Origin of the sequence: Acinetobacter sp. ANC 5045 (assembly GCF_004331005.1) — a bacterium.
GTDB classification, from domain to species: domain Bacteria; phylum Pseudomonadota; class Gammaproteobacteria; order Pseudomonadales; family Moraxellaceae; genus Acinetobacter; species Acinetobacter towneri.
In genome coordinates, this window is the sequence record NZ_SJNS01000011.1 from 33,940 (window position 1) to 50,440 (window position 16,501).

A 16,501-nucleotide genomic window follows, 5' to 3' on the forward strand; every position below is an offset into this window, starting at 1 on the left:
AACGCTTCATTTTTTAGGACAGTTTCCATGCGCGCGAGTCGCTTTTTATTTGCTACGTTAAGAGAAACCCCAAACGATGCCGAGGTGATTTCTCACCAGCTGATGTTACGTGCGGGTATGATTCGTAAATTGGCTTCAGGTTTATATACTTGGCTGCCAATGGGTGTACGTGTGCTAAATAAAGTTGAAGCCATTGTTCGTGAAGAAATGAATCGCGCAGGTGCTTTAGAAACATTTATGCCTGTCACTCAGCCTGCCTCACTTTGGGAAGAATCAGGTCGTTATGTGCAATACGGTCCTGAATTACTGCGCTTTAAAGACCGCCACGACAATCCTTTTGTACTTGGCCCAACACATGAAGAAGTCATTACCGATTTGGCGCGTAATGAATTAAAAAGCTATAAGCAATTACCAATCAACTTCTATCAAATTCAAACCAAATTCCGTGACGAAATTCGCCCACGTTTTGGGGTAATGCGTTCACGCGAATTTATTATGAAAGATGCTTATTCTTTCCATACCGATCAAGCTTCTTTACAAGAAACCTATGATGTGATGTACGACACCTACTGCCGTATTTTCTCGCGCTTAGGTTTAGACTTCCGCCCAGTACAGGCAGATACAGGTTCTATTGGTGGTTCAGGTTCACATGAATTCCACGTTCTAGCTTCAAGTGGTGAAGATGATATCGCCTTCTCTACCGAATCTGATTATGCAGCCAATATTGAAATGGCTGAAGCTATTTTGGTGGGTGAACGTGCTGCTGCAACGCAAGAACTCAAAATTGTGGATACACCAAACCAAAAAACCATTGCGGAAGTTTCTGCATTTTTAGGCACAAATAGTAACCAATCAGTCAAAGCGCTCTTGGTTCAAGGTGTTGCAGATGAAACAGGTCAAGTGCCTGTGATTGCATTATTCCTGCGCGGTGACCATGAACTTAATGAAATTAAAGCAGAAAAGCATCCACAGATTGCAGCACCACTTACTTTTGCAACCGATGCACAAATTGCAGCGTTAGGTTTAACTGCTGGCTTTGTTGGTCCACAAGGTTTGGTTGAAAAAGGCATAACAGTGATTGTAGACCGTGCTGCATCGATATTGTCTGACTTCGTTGCAGGTGCAAACCAAGTTGATCAACACGCAACAGGTGTGAACTGGGAACGCGATGCACAATATACTGAAGTTTACGATTTACGTAACGTCGTTGAGGGCGATCCATCTCCAGATGGCAAAGGAACTCTACAAATTAAACGCGGTATTGAAGTCGGTCATATCTTCCAACTCGGTACTAAATACTCTGAAGCGCTGGGCTGCAAAGTATTAGGTGAAGATGGCAAACCGTTTACTGTTACCATGGGATGCTATGGGATTGGAGTCACACGTGTCGTTGCCTCTGCCATTGAACAAAATTTTGATGATAAAGGGATTATTTGGCCTGCAGCCATCGCACCATTTGAAATTGCGATTGTACCAATGAACGCACATAAATCACCTCGCACATTAGAAGCAGCAGAAGCACTTTATGCTGAACTTCAAGCTGCGGGTTATGATGTATTACTGGATGACCGTAATGAACGTCCTGGGGTGAAATTCTCTGACCTTGAGCTTACAGGTATTCCGCACCGTATTGTGATTGGTGAGAAAGGTTTAGATGCAGGTACTTTTGAATATAAAGGTCGTCGTGATGCTGAATCTAGCAACCTAACGAAAGAAGAATTACTCATCAAAATTGCCAAATAAGATTGAAGACTGAGTAAAAAAATCCCGCACAAGTTGCGGGATTTTTTTCATTTGGGATTAACAGAATTTCATACCGCCATAACAGTTAGGGGTAACATTTTGGTTTTGTAAAACCTGATTATTAAGTGTTAATCTGGCCGGTTGACCCGTGTAATATCCTGTGTAACTACCAACATCGATATTCATTTTACGCTCGATTGGTGTACCAGCCAATGAACCTAATGCTTCTAACAAACTTACATCTACATTATGCTTATCTTGCATTAACTCAGAAGTTAATGCTTTTGCGACCTGTGGTAGTACTGCAGAAACATCTACCAAATCCGCAGTTGCCAAATAACCTAATTGCACTGGTTCCTTAAACGACATCCACCAACCTTGTTGTGCAATATCTTTTTCATCTGCACCCATCCACTGCACTGGCTTGCTTTGTAAAGATAAATATCCACCTGTTCCTGTCAGAGGAATATTGTGAATCATATTTAGGGCTTGGACAAAAGTAATATCCATATTCAAATTTTCTAATGTAGAACCCTTACTCATTTTAAAGAATGAGTGATCACCAACAGAACCAAACAATAAAGGAGGAAATGTGACATATAACTGGTCTTTTGAAAAGTCAGGTGTTCCATTTACATCACCAGTATATGTCCCAGACTCTGTTGCCGCTAGCGGAATAGAAGCTAATGTTGAACGGATACCCGTAACTATAGCGGACTCCATACGCTGACCAGTCACTACTGTTTCAGGCATCGTAAAATCAGCTCGCATCGATGGAACGGTAATCCCAGTATGTCCTTCTGCGCCAGGTTTACTTGTATAGACACGATCCTGCCCCAACGCAGTCAGTATCCCACTAATTTTTTGGTCAGAGGCATTACCAAATTTAGCTTCTTTAGTAAATGAATGCCCTTGCGTTTGTGCCATTTTCATATAACCACTGAAACTTTTAATCCCGTCATTTGGGTTTTGCACGTTATCTGTACCCAAAGTCAGTAGACCTAAAATTTCTTCTGCACCTAAGCGAAAACCAACCACTTCACGTGTTGACGCACTATTTCCACTAATCGCAAATTCAATAAATGGATTGGTAATTTGTGCACTGGTACCCGCACGTTCACCATTAAACTTGGGACTACCTGTTGAATCATAGGATTCATTCAAACCACTTAACGAAATATTAGAAATATCAATATCACATCCCGCTTTACCACCAATCGCATTATTTACACCGCCACAACCTAATTGTAGCGTTTTAATGTTGGCATTAAGCTCCATGAGTGCATCAACACTCAGCTTATAAAAGTTCAACCCTTGTGATTGATCTGTCGCAGTCATCAGGTTCAAAAGTGCCTGACCTTGTACATGAGATAACTGATCATCATTTAAAGCCTGCATCGCTTGAGCAGAATTGAATGAAAAAGCTGTACTTAAAATAGATGCAACTAAAATTGTTTTTTTCATTTTATTTCTATCCTTTAGCGTGGCGTAATGCCCAATGTGCTGCGCATGGTTCCACCTGTAAGCACGACAGATGCGATTTTCTGCATATTGCCATTGGTAGACATTGCAAAGTCTGTTTTAAAGGGTTGAGCAATATCATTTTTATAATTAAATTTAACTTGATTGTCTAAAGTGACCGTATCTGCACTGACAACAACTTTTCCTTTAACACCTAAATGACCTTCCATTCGATTCAAGTTTGTTGAAGAAGTTTGAACAGTTTCATTATTCACTTGATCTTCATTAATTAAACTAAAATAACTACCTAAGTTCTTCGGATTCGACTTTTCTGTGCTATCTAAACTTCTAAACTTAAAGTTCGCATCAAAAGACAAAAAGTTTGAGTTCGGATTAGTATCGGTAGGATCCACTCCAGGAATTACCAACAATTCACCATTGCCATCTAATTTAAAAGCAATTGTGGTCAACACATCATCTTTCTTAGAGAAATTATCGTAAGGTACAAAGCCACCGCATTTAGTTGATCCTGTGACGCAGTTGTATTTCGAACCTGGTAATTGTCCAATCGCTAACTCTGCTTTTGCTGCAACTAATAAATGATCTGCACGAATATAAATCCCTTCATCTTCATAACCAATCACACCGTCGGACTGAATTAATGCATCAATATTTCTTAAACCAGCATAATAGTTGACAGCTTCACCAGCATGCAGGCTGTCTTGCCCGTCAATTAAGATAATAGAAGTGGTACTTGGTAAGCCTGTTTTTGAATCAATGCCATAACCTTCGGTAGAAACAATAGCGTTATAACCAATTCCAGTTTTGTTCGTTCCATCATAAGGTGACAGATATTGTTTACCCGACAAGGCCACATTGGCATTTAAATTATAAATTGGAATCCCAATACCCCAAGAACCACCATCTCCTGTCAATTCATTTAAAGAGTTGTCAGAAATAATTCTAGCTTTGGCTGCAATAGACTGAAAGTCCATACCACGAACAGCGATCAGTGAGAACTGGTCACCTTCAAGCTTACTCGATAGCAACTGGTTTAAAATAGGACTGGTTGCACCAATGGTATTTTTAATATTTTCATTGACTAAAAAATTGAGGTTTTTCGCTTGTACGGTATTAATATAAATATCGCCAAAATCGATAGAGGCATTTTTATTGTGTAAATTACCTTGTGCATCACGTGTGGTTAGCGGTCTTAAATTCGAAAACTCAACCGCATAACTGCCTTTTCCTGTGTGCCCAATTTCTAAGGTTGTTGGTAATTGCCCTGCAGCCAAGCCTGCCGTATTTTGATTGGTAAAATCAGCAGATAAGCCCAAATGCAAACCACCTTGCCCCACCACAGTATCGTAGCCTGTAACTGCGGTATTTTTAGTTTCAATTACACCATTGACCTTATTCGAAACGTCAAAATTGGCAACATTTTTTTGATGCCCATTAAAAAACAATTTCGCATTGCTTACCGCACCTGATGCACCAAAGCGAATTAAATTTTTATCATCATAACGCAAGTCAATATTGACCCCAGGGTTAGTTGCATTTTGTCGGCTACTAGCAACATCACTCAGGTCTTTCACTCGTCCAAGATTCACAAAATGGTCGGTGGTGCCATTTTTAGTGGTAAAGACCAATCCCTCATCGGCATCAATGTACATATAGCCGTCAGTCGCAAAATTAAAGTTAAAATCATGCATAGATAATTCATGCTTACCTAAACCATGACTAATTTTGGCATTCTGTAACTGGAAGTTTAAATGTGCCGTTTCATTTTGATTGAATAAACCTGCTTTGGTTTCTAATAAAACTTTTAAAGGTGATTTAGTTTCTAAGCCGAACTGACCCAAGCTTTGTGTTTCTTTAGTACAACTATTTCCGACACAGTTTTTTTTGACCAAGTTTAAATCTGCAGTCGATTGAAAAGCATCAATACTCGCATCGATACGCACACCTGCGCCAACATCAGTTTTCCCCACATCTAAAGCAAGCTTACTGATAATAGGCTGGTTATTCTGTCCTTTAATTTCTACATTATGTAAGCCTAAACCCTGTTGAGTTCCAGCCACTAAATCAGGATCATACCAATTGACTTGATTAATCGTGGCTTTAGACATTTCATGGGTGATTACAATACCATCTTGCCCACTTACATCAGACAAATGCTGGTCTGCAATCAGCTCTAAAGCATACACTTGTTGCGCACAAAGTACGCTCAATGTTAATAAATTCAACTGCATTATTTTTTTCATTGTTATTTCCCTATACTGTACTTAATCCTATATTCAACAACGACTTGCTGCTGAACCTGTACAGTTGTAGCTAAATATTTTCACATTGCCAGACATGTGCATATTGCCGTGAATATTTAAGCCCATAAATCCTTTTTCAGCGCCCTGATCAAACAAAGGTACATCTTGCTGAACTAAGTTATAACTACCATCTTGTTGATAATTTCTTCCTTGAAATTTGGTATATACCTCTGAATTTGCATAACCTTCATTTGCTCCCTGCCCTGTACCTGTTTCGATCGCCATGGTTGCAAAACCCAAATTTCTTATTTTTAATGGCTTATCATCATAAAACTTAAGCTGCATTGCCGTTTGTGGGTCATTTTTATGATTAATAATAGTCGTGCCATCTAAAGAAAATTTATCTATTTGTATGGTGCCCTGAATTTGTTTAAATACCAGCCATTTTTTATTGCCGTTATTATCTTCATGGTTATTGGGTGCAATGGCTAAACGACAAAGCACATTATTGTCAGCACAATTTTTACTATAGCGATAATAAACTTCTGTAGGTTTAGTCCCACCATTAAATTTAGAAATATTGCTGAGTTCTAAATTTTCGGCATATTCATGGTTTAACGATAACGTCCAACTGAGGTCTGCTCCACCTTGACCAGTAGCCTGCGTTAATTCATGATTTTCCAGTGCAATTAAATTGGCATGGGTCAAAGGACTACACATCAATGCAATACAAGACAGTTTTTTCAACATGATGATTCTCCTTTTATAGACCTGTTGTTTTAAATTTAAGGTGCTGAATCAGCACACCATCTATTGCAACTGAACCTAGATTCTTAGCAGTACCATCTACACCCTTAAATACAACACCTGTGGCATCCGTATGATCTTTGGCACGCAACATATTATTTGGCAAGCGTTCTACAGTACCAATTGCAATACTACTATGCGTCGCATTACGTCCTTGATACATCGCAGCACTGTCATTGACATTGGCTTTTAGCGGTGTGCCACAACTCACCACATTACAGGTAGAACCTGTAAATGCTGTAGAACCTAAATACCCACCCTTTCCATCTTCATAATTTTGATAAATTTTATTGTAAATTTCAGGAACATTCGGAATACGTGTTACTTCTAGCACAATATTATTGCCCTCAGAACCAACCACAAAAGGCTGATACATATTCCCTAAAACTAAATTGATATTCGGACTGTATAAATACAAACCCTCTGTATCATGAAAAACTGGTGCCAATGAACCATCTATTGCTGGTGTGACCGCCGTTCCATCCAAAGTATCTGATTTCGCTGCTGTACTAATGCGGATCCCTTTACTGTCTAAGTTTGAATCTGTGAAACTTAAATTCGCAGGATTATCATTGGTATTTAAACGCAATACACTTGCCATACCCAAGGTTTGATGATGATTTGGGTTATCCGAGTCTAAAGTCTGAAATATTCGGGTCTGTGAACCATTTAGGCTTAAACCATTGGCAACAAACTGAGTACGTAAACGGTGCTCTTTATCTAAACCAGATTTTGGCGCCCCAGTGCTTGGATCCACCTCTGCACTTGAGTTCAACTGACGTGAAAAAATATCAGTCCAAAAGCCCAGTTTAATATTATTATCACTTTCAGTTGGCGTAGTAGTTGCGAGTGGTGCCTCTAGTGCCAAATAACCGACATCTTTTTCTACATTTTTAAATTGTTTAACTTTTTCTGTGCCTGCACGGAATAACCATGGGTTATCTGCTGAACCCCAGTTAAAGCCTTGATTGCTATAACGACTGCTTAATGAGTTATCACTTTTAGATAAGGCTAAACCATAAATAAAGACATCTGCTTTGGTTCTTAATGATTGCACAGGAGAACCCGATGCAGCAATTGCCGCTGCCTGTTCAGCCGATTGTATAATTTGAGCATAAATTTCTGCCACAGCAGACTTGGCTGTATCTTCTGCAAGTTGACTCGCATTATATTTAGCCCGAATATCAGCCGATGCTGTTTCTTTGATTATTTCAGCCTGTATTAATGTGTCTACTTGTGAGCCAACTTGGTCTGCTCGAGTAAAGTTGCCAAGCCCTTTATAAAAATCAGAATTCAATAAATCATTATTAGCTTCTGCCGACCGTCTTCCATATAAAAGATCAAGCATCTCATAAGTGTTTGTAATAGCATATTCTTTTGCTTTTTTCTCATTCACAAAAAAAGCATTCATATCATATGCTGTTGTCCCATCTTTTGCTAAACTAGCTCCAATCTTTCCCCAAGTACCATCCATATAATCCGCAAGACGCTGATTGTAATAATTCTTGAGCGTCTCATTATTAAAAAAACCTTCACGAACATCAAATGTAAATGTTTCTTTTTTCGCGTCAACATCAGCTTCAATATTTTTAGTATATTCTTGATACAAAGTTGAATATTGATTTGTATAGGTTTGTTCATAAGTTGAACGGTAAGTTTCGTTATATTTATGCTCAGCCTTACCTTTTAAAACACTTTGATTATAAGTATTGTTATAAACCGTATGGTATGCACTTTCTGCCAACTGCACATAATTCTCCCCCGTCGGGATAATACGAATAAAGCCGGTATCATATTGACTAGGGTTTTCTAACCCACGTGTATAGCTCGACCCTGTAGATAGATCATTCGGTTGCTGAAACACCATTTTGAAGTCATCAAGGACTAAAGCAACCCCTTCGCCTGTGGTATTTGACAAAGAGTCATCGGAGAGTGCTTGTAAAGCATAACTCGGATTCGCCAAAAGTAAGCCTATAGCAGTGGCTAAGCAATGCTTACGAAAAGGGTAAGTAATTGCGTGTTCAGTCATCTCGACCTTCCTTTTATCTGATGCTCCGCATCTTTCTTTTATTTATCTATAGCTTGGCTATTTATTTGAGTGTTTTTATCCTTAAAAACGTGATTATGCCAAAGCATTCTCATATTTAATTATGCTGAATATTTATGCAAATGCAAAACAAACTGGCTAAACTGCACAGCTTTCCGATGAATGAAAAAAAGCGAGCAGATTGGCTCGCTTCTTCAACAGAAAAATATGATAGATAGTTATTGCTTATGCTTTAGGCAAAGTCACGCCTGTCTGCCCTTGATATTTTCCACCACGGTCTTTGTACGAAGTTTCACAGACTTCATCTGATTCAAAGAACAGCATTTGTGCCACACCTTCACCCGCATAAATACGCGCAGGTAAGTTCGTGGTATTAGAAAACTCTAAAGTTACATGACCTTCCCACTCGGGTTCCAGTGGCGTGACATTCACAATAATACCGCAACGCGCATAGGTCGATTTACCTAAGCATACTGTCAATACATTGCGCGGAATACGGAAATATTCAACGGTACGCGCCAAGGCAAACGAGTTTGGCGGAATGATGCACACATCTGACTCAATATCGATAAAACTTTTTTCATCAAAGTTTTTTGGATCGACAATTGCTGAGTGAACATTGGTAAAGACTTTAAATTCACGTGCACAACGTACGTCATAACCATAGCTAGAAACACCATAAGAAATGAGTTTTTCGCCATTTTCATCAAAGCGAACTTGGTTTTCTGCATACGGTTCAATCATGCCGTGTTTTTCGCTCATTTCGCGAATCCAACGATCAGACTTAATTGCCATTTATTTTCTATCCAAAATATGAATGTTTAACTGTGCTGTACTTTAACTGAAATCTAAGTTAATGAAAACCAGCCGTTTCCCTCACATCGCTTTTTTAAGTGCAATGATTATTTGTGGTGGACACAACTTTGGCTTTATAGACTCAACAAAGCCGAATAACTTAAAGGAATTGAAAAGCTCAGCAACACAATAGAAGCTGTTTTTTGTAGATTGCACTGATTGAGCCAGCTAATTTTATTTTTAGCGAGCACCGAACCAATAAATGTCCAGAAAAAAGCAATCGGCACGATTAAACATAAAAATGCCAACATGTGTGCCACATAATAGTCTGCTTTTACCCATGCAATCGTTGGGAAAATTGCAGAGGCAAACAACAATGCTTTAGGATTCAGTAAAGTCGCTAAAAATAGCTCACTCGCACGGATCGTAGGTTGATTAAAGCTTTGCTCGACTTTAGCCGTGCGCCATAATTTAATCGCCAAGAAAATAATATAGCCTGCACTGAATAATTTTAGAATGGTGGGCAACAACGGGAGATGAGTAGACACCGTACCAATTAAGGCGCCCCAAAGTGTAATAGAAATCAAATAACCCAATGCTTCTGCTGGAATTAATCGGAAAGATTTGCGGATACCAACCTGAATACCTGATGATGCAAGCAAGGTATTGGTTGGCCCTGGTGTCAATAAAATTGTGATCACCAAACCGATAAAAAACCATGAAATCATGCATTGACCTCACTACTGAATGAGCGCAGATTAAAATAGTTCATTGCAATTGGCAAAAAGTATTTTGTAAGACAAATTCTTGATCAGTTTAACATTTTAAATTTATTATTTTATTCAATCACTTATATAAAAAATATTTTTTAATTAAATGGTAACTTATAAGTCATTTTATCTTAACATTTTTAAGGTATTTAGAGATTAAACACCATTAAATCAGATGCTTGTGTATTTTTTAATCAAAAAAAATAGCTCACCGAAGTGAGCCAAATTTTCAAAATATTGTGACTTAGCTTTTAAAGATGAATCACTCAAAATTTGAAGAACAACAACTGAATGACGAAAACCGCGATCATTCCAAGCTGAGATCCCTCACTAGAAAATACGATTCTGATCTTTTTCAGCTTTAGGCAGTTTTTTTGCAATTTGCTGAGCAATCGCAATGTAACTATCGGCAGCATCATCGCCTGCAATCACTGACGGCGTACCTGCATCGACATTTTCACGAATACTGACATTCAATGGTAAACGCCCAAGTAACGGAATGTCATATTGTTCTGCCAGTTTATCGCCACCACCTTGACCAAAAATTTGTTCTTCGTAGCCGCAGTTTGAGCAGATATGCGTCGACATATTCTCAATTACGCCCATCACAGGAATTTGCACACGATTAAACAGCTCGATGCCTTTCACAGCATCCATTAAGGCAACATTTTGTGGTGTAGTCACAATCACCGCTCCCGTTACAGGAATACGCTGTGCAAGGGTCAGTTGAATATCCCCCGTTCCTGGTGGCATATCAATCATCAACACATCTAAATCTGGCCATAAGGTTTGATTAAAGAGCTGCATTAATGCACCTGTGGCTTTTGGTCCACGCCACGCTACAGGTGTATTGTGGTCACCTGTTAAATGTCCGATGGATAACACAGGCATCCCAAAAGCATCCAACGGTACAAACTGCTCGGCTTCAATCATAGGAGTTTTGCCAGCATTGCCGAGCATGGTCGGAATACTTGGACCATAAATATCAGCATCTAATACGCCAACTTTTAAGCCTAGCTTTTGTAATGCCAAAGCCAAATTTACAGTAGTGGTAGATTTTCCAACCCCGCCTTTGCCTGAAGATACCAAAATTACGTTTTGAATACGCGGATGTTTCGGCACATCGCGCTGTTGTGGCGCAGCTTTTTGAATCGGTGGATTATTCGGATCGGCTTCTTGCATTGAACTTTGACCTGCAGCATCGACTACTGGCGGTAAATGAGATGCTACGGTCTGTGTGGTCGATGTTGAGCAGCTTTCACCTTCAGCATGTTGATGCCCACAACTTTCTTTTTTCTGTCCCGTTTTCTGCTGAATCACATGCATATTCAGTTCTTTAATGCCGCATTTTTCTAAAGCATCTGCCAGTTCATCATGAATTTGTTGTAAATGTGATTTTTCTTCAGGATAAGTATTGATGGTGATTTGCAGAATATCACCTTGCACATTCACTTGAGAAATACGATCTTTTAAGGCATGTTCAGATTCAGGCAAGACATAACTTTGTAGTACGTGCTGAATAGCTTCCTCATTCACCGTATGCGAAGGTGAAAAAACTGATTTAAGTGAAGAAAGCCAAGACATAGATTTACTCCAAAGTTTGGAAATACCGCGATTTTGATAGTGTAACGATAATTCAGTATAAGGTTAAGTCGTGCTTTCACCGAAATACTTAATTCTGAGTGTATTGCTTGGTTTTTGATATGATTTATCGTCAAATGCAGACCAACTCCTTGTTTAGATATTGTATTTAGCCTTCTAGGCGGATTTGAAAAGAATTCATGGAATCCCTTGTGCATCTATGTGCTATCTAAGGTAAAATTGCCCGAATTGCATCGTCCCTATTTGAGAGAGTTATATCCGTGCGTCAAATTTTAGTCACTAACGCCCTACCATACGCCAATGGTCCGATCCATATGGGTCACTTACTCGGTTATATCCAGGCAGATATCTGGGTTCGCGCCATGCGTGCAATGGGACATGACGTGACTTATGTCTGTGCGGATGATGCGCATGGTACAGCAATCATGCTGCGTGCCGAAGCCAATGGAATTAGCCCTGAACAGCAAATTGCCAATGTGCAACAAGAACACATTCGTGATTTTGACGGTTTTGGCGTGCATTTTGATCATTATGATTCAACGCATAGCGACACCAACCGCGCACGTGCCAGTGAAATTTATGTCAAAAATCGAGATGCAGGCAATATTGCCGTGCGTCCTGTTACGCAATTATTTGACCCTGAAAAAGGCATGTTCTTATCAGATCGTTTTATTAAAGGCACTTGCCCAAAATGTAAAGCGGAAGATCAATATGGCGATTCTTGCGAAGTTTGCGGCACAACCTATAATGCGACTGAGCTGATTAATCCAAAATCGACTTTGAGCGGCGCAACACCTGTAGAAAAATCATCAGATCATTACTTCTTTAAATTGCCTAATTTTGGTGAATATTTACAAAAATGGACGCGCGATGAAGGTCGTTTGCCAGTTTCAATTGCCAACAAATTGGATGAATGGTTTGAAAACGGTTTAAATGACTGGGATATTTCACGTGATGCACCATATTTTGGTTTTGAAATTCCAGATGCACCAAATAAATATTTTTATGTCTGGGTTGATGCGCCAATTGGTTATATGTCGAGTTTTGAAAACTACGTAAAAAACAAACGCCCCGACCTGAATTTTGACGATTATTGGAAAAAAGATTCAGACAAAGAAGTCTATCACTTCATTGGTAAAGACATCGTCTATTTCCACGCTTTATTCTGGCCTGCGATGTTAGATGGTGCGGGTTATCGCACACCTACAGGTTTATTTGTAAATGGCTTCTTGACTGTAAATGGTCAAAAAATGTCGAAATCTCGCGGCACATTTATTAAAGCAGAAACATATTTACAGCATTTAAACCCTGAATATTTACGCTATTACTTTGCCTCAAAACTTTCGGATAAAGTTGAAGATTCTGACTTGAATCTTGATGATTTCGTTCAGAAAGTAAACTCTGACCTGGTCGGTAAAGTGGTCAACATTGCCAGCCGCTGTGCGAAATTTATCAACACCAAGTTTGACAACAAATTATCTGCAACCTGTGCAGAGCCTGAACTGGTGCAAAGCTTTATTGATGCGGGTGCCTCAATTGCATCTCAGTATGAAGCGCGTGAATTCTCTGCGGCGATTCGTGAAATCATGGCGCTTGCCGACAAAGCCAACCAATTTATTGATGAGAAAAAGCCTTGGGCTTTAGCCAAAATTGAAGGTGAAGAACAACAGGTTCACGATGTATGTTCTGTGGGGATTAACCTGTTCCGTCAATTGGCGGTTTACTTGGCTCCTGTATTGCCGACTTTGGCTGAACAGGTCCAAGCGTTCTTACAGTTAGATGCTTTCGATTTCGCTTCTCGTGAAACAATTCTGGTCGGTCATGAAATTGCGTTGTTCCAACCACTCATGCAACGTGTTGATCCCAAAGCGGTAGCTGCAATGGTGGATGCATCTAAAGATTCTTTAGCCGCCCCTGCTGAAGCACCAAAAGTGGAAAAGAAAAAAGAAAAAGCCAAAGAGAAAAAAGCAGAACCTAAAGTGGGCGAAGCGGAAATTATCACGATTGATGACTTTGTCAAAATTGATTTACGTGTTGCAGAAGTTTTAGAGGCTGCAACCGTTGAGGGTTCTGACAAGCTGCTTCAATTGACCTTAAATGTGGGTGAAGCTGAACCACGTAATGTGTTTAGTGGTATTCGTGAGTTTTATCAGCCAGAAGACTTAAAAGGCAAATTGGTAGTAATGGTGGCTAACCTTGCACCACGTAAAATGCGTTTTGGTATTTCTAACGGTATGGTACTTGCAGCGGGTAATGGCGAAGGTGTTTGGGTGATTTCACCTGAATCAGGCGCTAAAGCAGGCGATAAAGTGTCTTAAATCTTTTAGAAATATATGAGCCTTAAATTAAGGCTCATATATTGTTTGGTAACTGTCCATTTTCAAGAAAATCTATCATCACGGCATCTTCTAACACTGATAAATAATAAATTTTTAACCAAGAATTATCATGATTTTGGTTATCAATAAACAAACGTAGTATTTGTCTAGCACTACAAGGATCTGTTGCTTGTCTATTTCTAGCTATTGTCCTCATTAAACTTATATGTAAGTCCTTAAACTTACTTTGCATTCTCTCGACCAAATTTAGACTTATAGTATGAGCAATAATAATATCTCTTAACTCTCTATCAATATCCTTAGTTACATCCAACTCAAAATAAGGGTTTCTAGGATCACCTATAAATTCAATCTTAAATACGGTATTTTTACAGTCATCATAATAGGGATGTAGAAAAACTTTAGATTTATTTACTGATAAATAATCTTCTCCCTTTTTAGTTTGACATTTACTACACATTGGCACTAAATTTATGGGTGAGAAAGATAATTCAGGAAATGAATCTTTAGGTAAATAATGATCTAAAGTGTCAGGGGCTCCTTCTTCACCGCATGAAGGACAAAAGTTGAGACCATGATTTGATCTCATATTTCTTAAAATTTGATAAAGAATTTGATCTTCTTTAGGTTTATATAAATTAATTAACGATTTTTTTCTACTATCAACATCTGTTGTAAACATTGATAATTCCAATGGATTAATAAATTCTGGATTACCTTTATATTTTATATAATTTCTCAAATGGTTAATTAATTGGGGTTTCAGTAATGCATAGAAAGGCTTATACCTCTCTCTTTCATCAACAACGTCCGAAACTACAGCAATAGAATCATAATATGGTAATGATATTTTAGTAACCATACTTTTTACCTAATCTCAAAATATCCATAATCATTTCTTCGTTTATTTGCCCTTTAAGATGCTCAAGAAAATATTCTGCACTTACATCTTCCTTCTGAAAGTAGGCTTCTAACCACTCTTCAAATGGTTTTGTTAAAGACTTATCACCAAAAACATAAGTAGAAATTCTTTGCATATCTGCACCGAAAGTTTGGAATGGTGGATTTGAAATTTGCAGCCCCCATTCATTACTATCTTTATAAATATGAACACACCTAGAAGGTATCTCTCTCACTATCGATAAAGAGTGAGTGGCTAAAATAGCTTTTGAATTAAATGGTTTCAAAATTGATTTAAGCAACCCAATAAATTCAATTTCTAAATTTGGATGTAAAAATAACTCCGGCTCATCAATTAAAATGAGACTTTCTTTTTTAAGTTCCCCTAAAATATTTAGAACAATATATGAAAATAGTTTCTGCCCCGAACTCAACTCGATAATTTTATTTTCTTTAATGAACTCAATAGTGCACTTATCATTAATAAAATCCAAGTTACTAAGATTATAAGATCGTTCTAATTTTTTATTTATTAAAATATAATTTTTATTGTTTATTTCTAATATATCATAGTCTCCTTCAATTTCAATTTGAGGTTTTTCAATAGCGATATACTCAAACTGAAAAGCCTTCTTTAAAGTTTCTTGCGCCAGCAAAAATTTGTTAACCCACCAAACTTGATCTCCAAACTGATAATTTTCATACAGCATTTTAAAAATTGCTTTAGTAGCGTCAATTCTAGGAATTTGCTTACCTATACTTATTTTATGAAAATCATCTATGTTCTCATCTTTTGATCTTCTTTCTCGCAAACCAAAATACTTATAACTATCTTTATTTTTTACACTTTTATCCAATACATCAACATAAAATTCCTCAAAAACACTATATGACACTAGAATTAAGTTAGAAAAATTTGGCCTCATATCAAATGGTAAAATTTCTTTTCTCTCTAAGTCTCTAATATCCCCTAATCCAATTTTAAGTATATAGTCTGTTATTATTTTCAATGTATAGCTTTTTCCAATTCCATTTGAGCCGATTAAAACATTAATATCAGTTGGCAAAATATTATCAAAAAAATTAAATTTTATGCTCTGAACTCGATTATCTTTATCAAAATAGTTTAACACAAAATCTTTAATTTCATTTTCCACTCTATCTTCGAATAATTTCCAAGCTTCTTCATAAGCTTTATGTGCTCCTGTATCTCTAATAAGTGAATTAGTAAAAATAATATCCTTACTCAAATCTTGAAATTTTGGTATTTTTTCTATGTTTTTCATATAGCCAGCATCATTGAAAATCTTTAGAACTTCTCTAGTTTCTGTAATTCCCACACTACCAATTAAGGTCTTATAAAAATCTAAATCCGAAAATTGACTAATATATTCTTCATTTGGTATTGGGAATTCACCACTCCATCCTTTATCACATAAACCATCTAAATACTCTGCGCTATAACCTTGATTCTCTATCTTAATTCTAACAGACCACTCTCTATACTCTTTTTCATTCAATACAACAAGCATATTAAATGAGGTTTTTGAGCCATAGTCATCCCAATTATTACTACTTAAGAGGATTTGGTTTTTATAACCATCCACCTTTGATGGATGATTTCTCCAATACTGTTTTGGAATATACTTTATTAAAATCATAGAAAAAACTTTAGACAGAATTTTTCTACATCATAATATTTGTATATACTTTTTTCATCATTTTGAATGATAATTTGACCTTAAAATGTTAAAACAATAATCATCTTGAAAT

The 16,501-nt window shown here is 37.7% G+C and carries 11 protein-coding genes; 2 read left to right on the plus strand and 9 right to left on the minus strand.

The genetic code is table 11. The annotated features are described in order from the left end of the window. Positions 1 to 27: 27 nt before the first annotated feature. A complete protein-coding gene (locus E0H79_RS09855; RefSeq protein WP_131261511.1) occupies positions 28 to 1,743 on the plus strand; it encodes a proline--tRNA ligase in 1,716 nt (571 codons plus the stop codon). Positions 1,744 to 1,800: 57 nt separating this feature from the next. Here E0H79_RS09855 and E0H79_RS09860 read toward each other — a convergent pair whose 3' ends face one another. The 7 genes from E0H79_RS09860 to apbC all read right to left on the minus strand — a co-directional run bounded on the left by E0H79_RS09860 (position 1,801) and on the right by apbC (position 11,471). Next, positions 1,801 to 3,207 (minus strand): hypothetical protein, encoded by a 1,407-nt coding sequence (locus E0H79_RS09860; RefSeq protein WP_131261512.1) that lies wholly within the window; start codon positions 3,205 to 3,207, stop codon positions 1,801 to 1,803. Between the two features lie 14 nt (positions 3,208 to 3,221). After that, entirely contained in the window at positions 3,222 to 5,468 is a 2,247-nt protein-coding gene (locus E0H79_RS09865) for a DUF6160 family protein (protein WP_131261513.1), read from the minus strand. Between the two features lie 33 nt (positions 5,469 to 5,501). Further along, on the minus strand, positions 5,502 to 6,218 hold the full coding sequence (locus tag E0H79_RS09870) for a hypothetical protein (RefSeq protein ID WP_004975509.1): 717 nt from the start codon (positions 6,216 to 6,218) through the stop codon (positions 5,502 to 5,504). Between the two features lie 13 nt (positions 6,219 to 6,231). Further along, entirely contained in the window at positions 6,232 to 8,304 is a 2,073-nt protein-coding gene (locus E0H79_RS09875; RefSeq protein ID WP_131261514.1) for a hypothetical protein, read from the minus strand. A gap of 243 nt (positions 8,305 to 8,547) precedes the next feature. After that, positions 8,548 to 9,117, minus strand: a complete 570-nt coding sequence (gene dcd, locus E0H79_RS09880; protein ID WP_004975507.1) for a dCTP deaminase — start codon at positions 9,115 to 9,117, stop codon at positions 8,548 to 8,550. Between the two features lie 134 nt (positions 9,118 to 9,251). Beyond that, positions 9,252 to 9,845, minus strand: coding sequence for a LysE family translocator (locus E0H79_RS09885; protein ID WP_004975506.1), 594 nt, complete (start codon positions 9,843 to 9,845; stop codon positions 9,252 to 9,254). A 372-nt stretch (positions 9,846 to 10,217) separates the two neighbouring features. Further along, the gene (apbC, locus tag E0H79_RS09890) at positions 10,218 to 11,471 is read right to left on the minus strand and encodes an iron-sulfur cluster carrier protein ApbC (RefSeq protein ID WP_131261515.1); all 1,254 of its coding nucleotides are present in this window, start codon (positions 11,469 to 11,471) and stop codon (positions 10,218 to 10,220) included. Between the two features lie 278 nt (positions 11,472 to 11,749). Here apbC and metG point away from each other — a divergent pair, with 278 nt between their 5' ends. Continuing rightward, a complete protein-coding gene (gene metG / locus E0H79_RS09895; protein WP_131261516.1) occupies positions 11,750 to 13,807 on the plus strand; it encodes a methionine--tRNA ligase in 2,058 nt (685 codons plus the stop codon). 34 nt (positions 13,808 to 13,841) lie between these two features. Here metG and E0H79_RS09900 read toward each other — a convergent pair whose 3' ends face one another. Together E0H79_RS09900 and E0H79_RS09905 are read right to left on the minus strand one after the other, a co-directional pair. After that, positions 13,842 to 14,690 carry a hypothetical protein gene (locus tag E0H79_RS09900; RefSeq protein WP_131261517.1) on the minus strand — a complete coding sequence of 283 codons (849 nt, stop codon included), beginning with the start codon at positions 14,688 to 14,690 and terminating at the stop codon, positions 13,842 to 13,844. After that, positions 14,680 to 16,389, minus strand: a complete 1,710-nt coding sequence (locus E0H79_RS09905; protein ID WP_131261518.1) for an ATP-binding protein — start codon at positions 16,387 to 16,389, stop codon at positions 14,680 to 14,682. The genes E0H79_RS09900 and E0H79_RS09905 overlap by 11 nt, the downstream gene beginning before the upstream one ends. Positions 16,390 to 16,501 lie beyond the last annotated feature (112 nt).

Excerpts from the sequence above, each read along its gene's own strand:
- E0H79_RS09855 (WP_131261511.1), top strand. The coding sequence starts at position 28 with ATGCGCGCGAGTCGCTTTTTATTTGCTACGTTAAGAGAAACCCCAAAC.
- E0H79_RS09860 (WP_131261512.1), bottom strand. The coding sequence starts at position 3,207 with ATGAAAAAAACAATTTTAGTTGCATCTATTTTAAGTACAGCTTTTTCA.
- E0H79_RS09865 (WP_131261513.1), bottom strand. The coding sequence starts at position 5,468 with ATGAAAAAAATAATGCAGTTGAATTTATTAACATTGAGCGTACTTTGT.
- E0H79_RS09870 (WP_004975509.1), bottom strand. The coding sequence starts at position 6,218 with ATGTTGAAAAAACTGTCTTGTATTGCATTGATGTGTAGTCCTTTGACC.
- E0H79_RS09875 (WP_131261514.1), bottom strand. The coding sequence starts at position 8,304 with ATGACTGAACACGCAATTACTTACCCTTTTCGTAAGCATTGCTTAGCC.
- dcd (WP_004975507.1), bottom strand. The coding sequence starts at position 9,117 with ATGGCAATTAAGTCTGATCGTTGGATTCGCGAAATGAGCGAAAAACAC.
- E0H79_RS09885 (WP_004975506.1), bottom strand. The coding sequence starts at position 9,845 with ATGATTTCATGGTTTTTTATCGGTTTGGTGATCACAATTTTATTGACA.
- apbC (WP_131261515.1), bottom strand. The coding sequence starts at position 11,471 with ATGTCTTGGCTTTCTTCACTTAAATCAGTTTTTTCACCTTCGCATACG.
- E0H79_RS09900 (WP_131261517.1), bottom strand. The coding sequence starts at position 14,690 with ATGGTTACTAAAATATCATTACCATATTATGATTCTATTGCTGTAGTT.
- E0H79_RS09905 (WP_131261518.1), bottom strand. The coding sequence starts at position 16,389 with ATGATTTTAATAAAGTATATTCCAAAACAGTATTGGAGAAATCATCCA.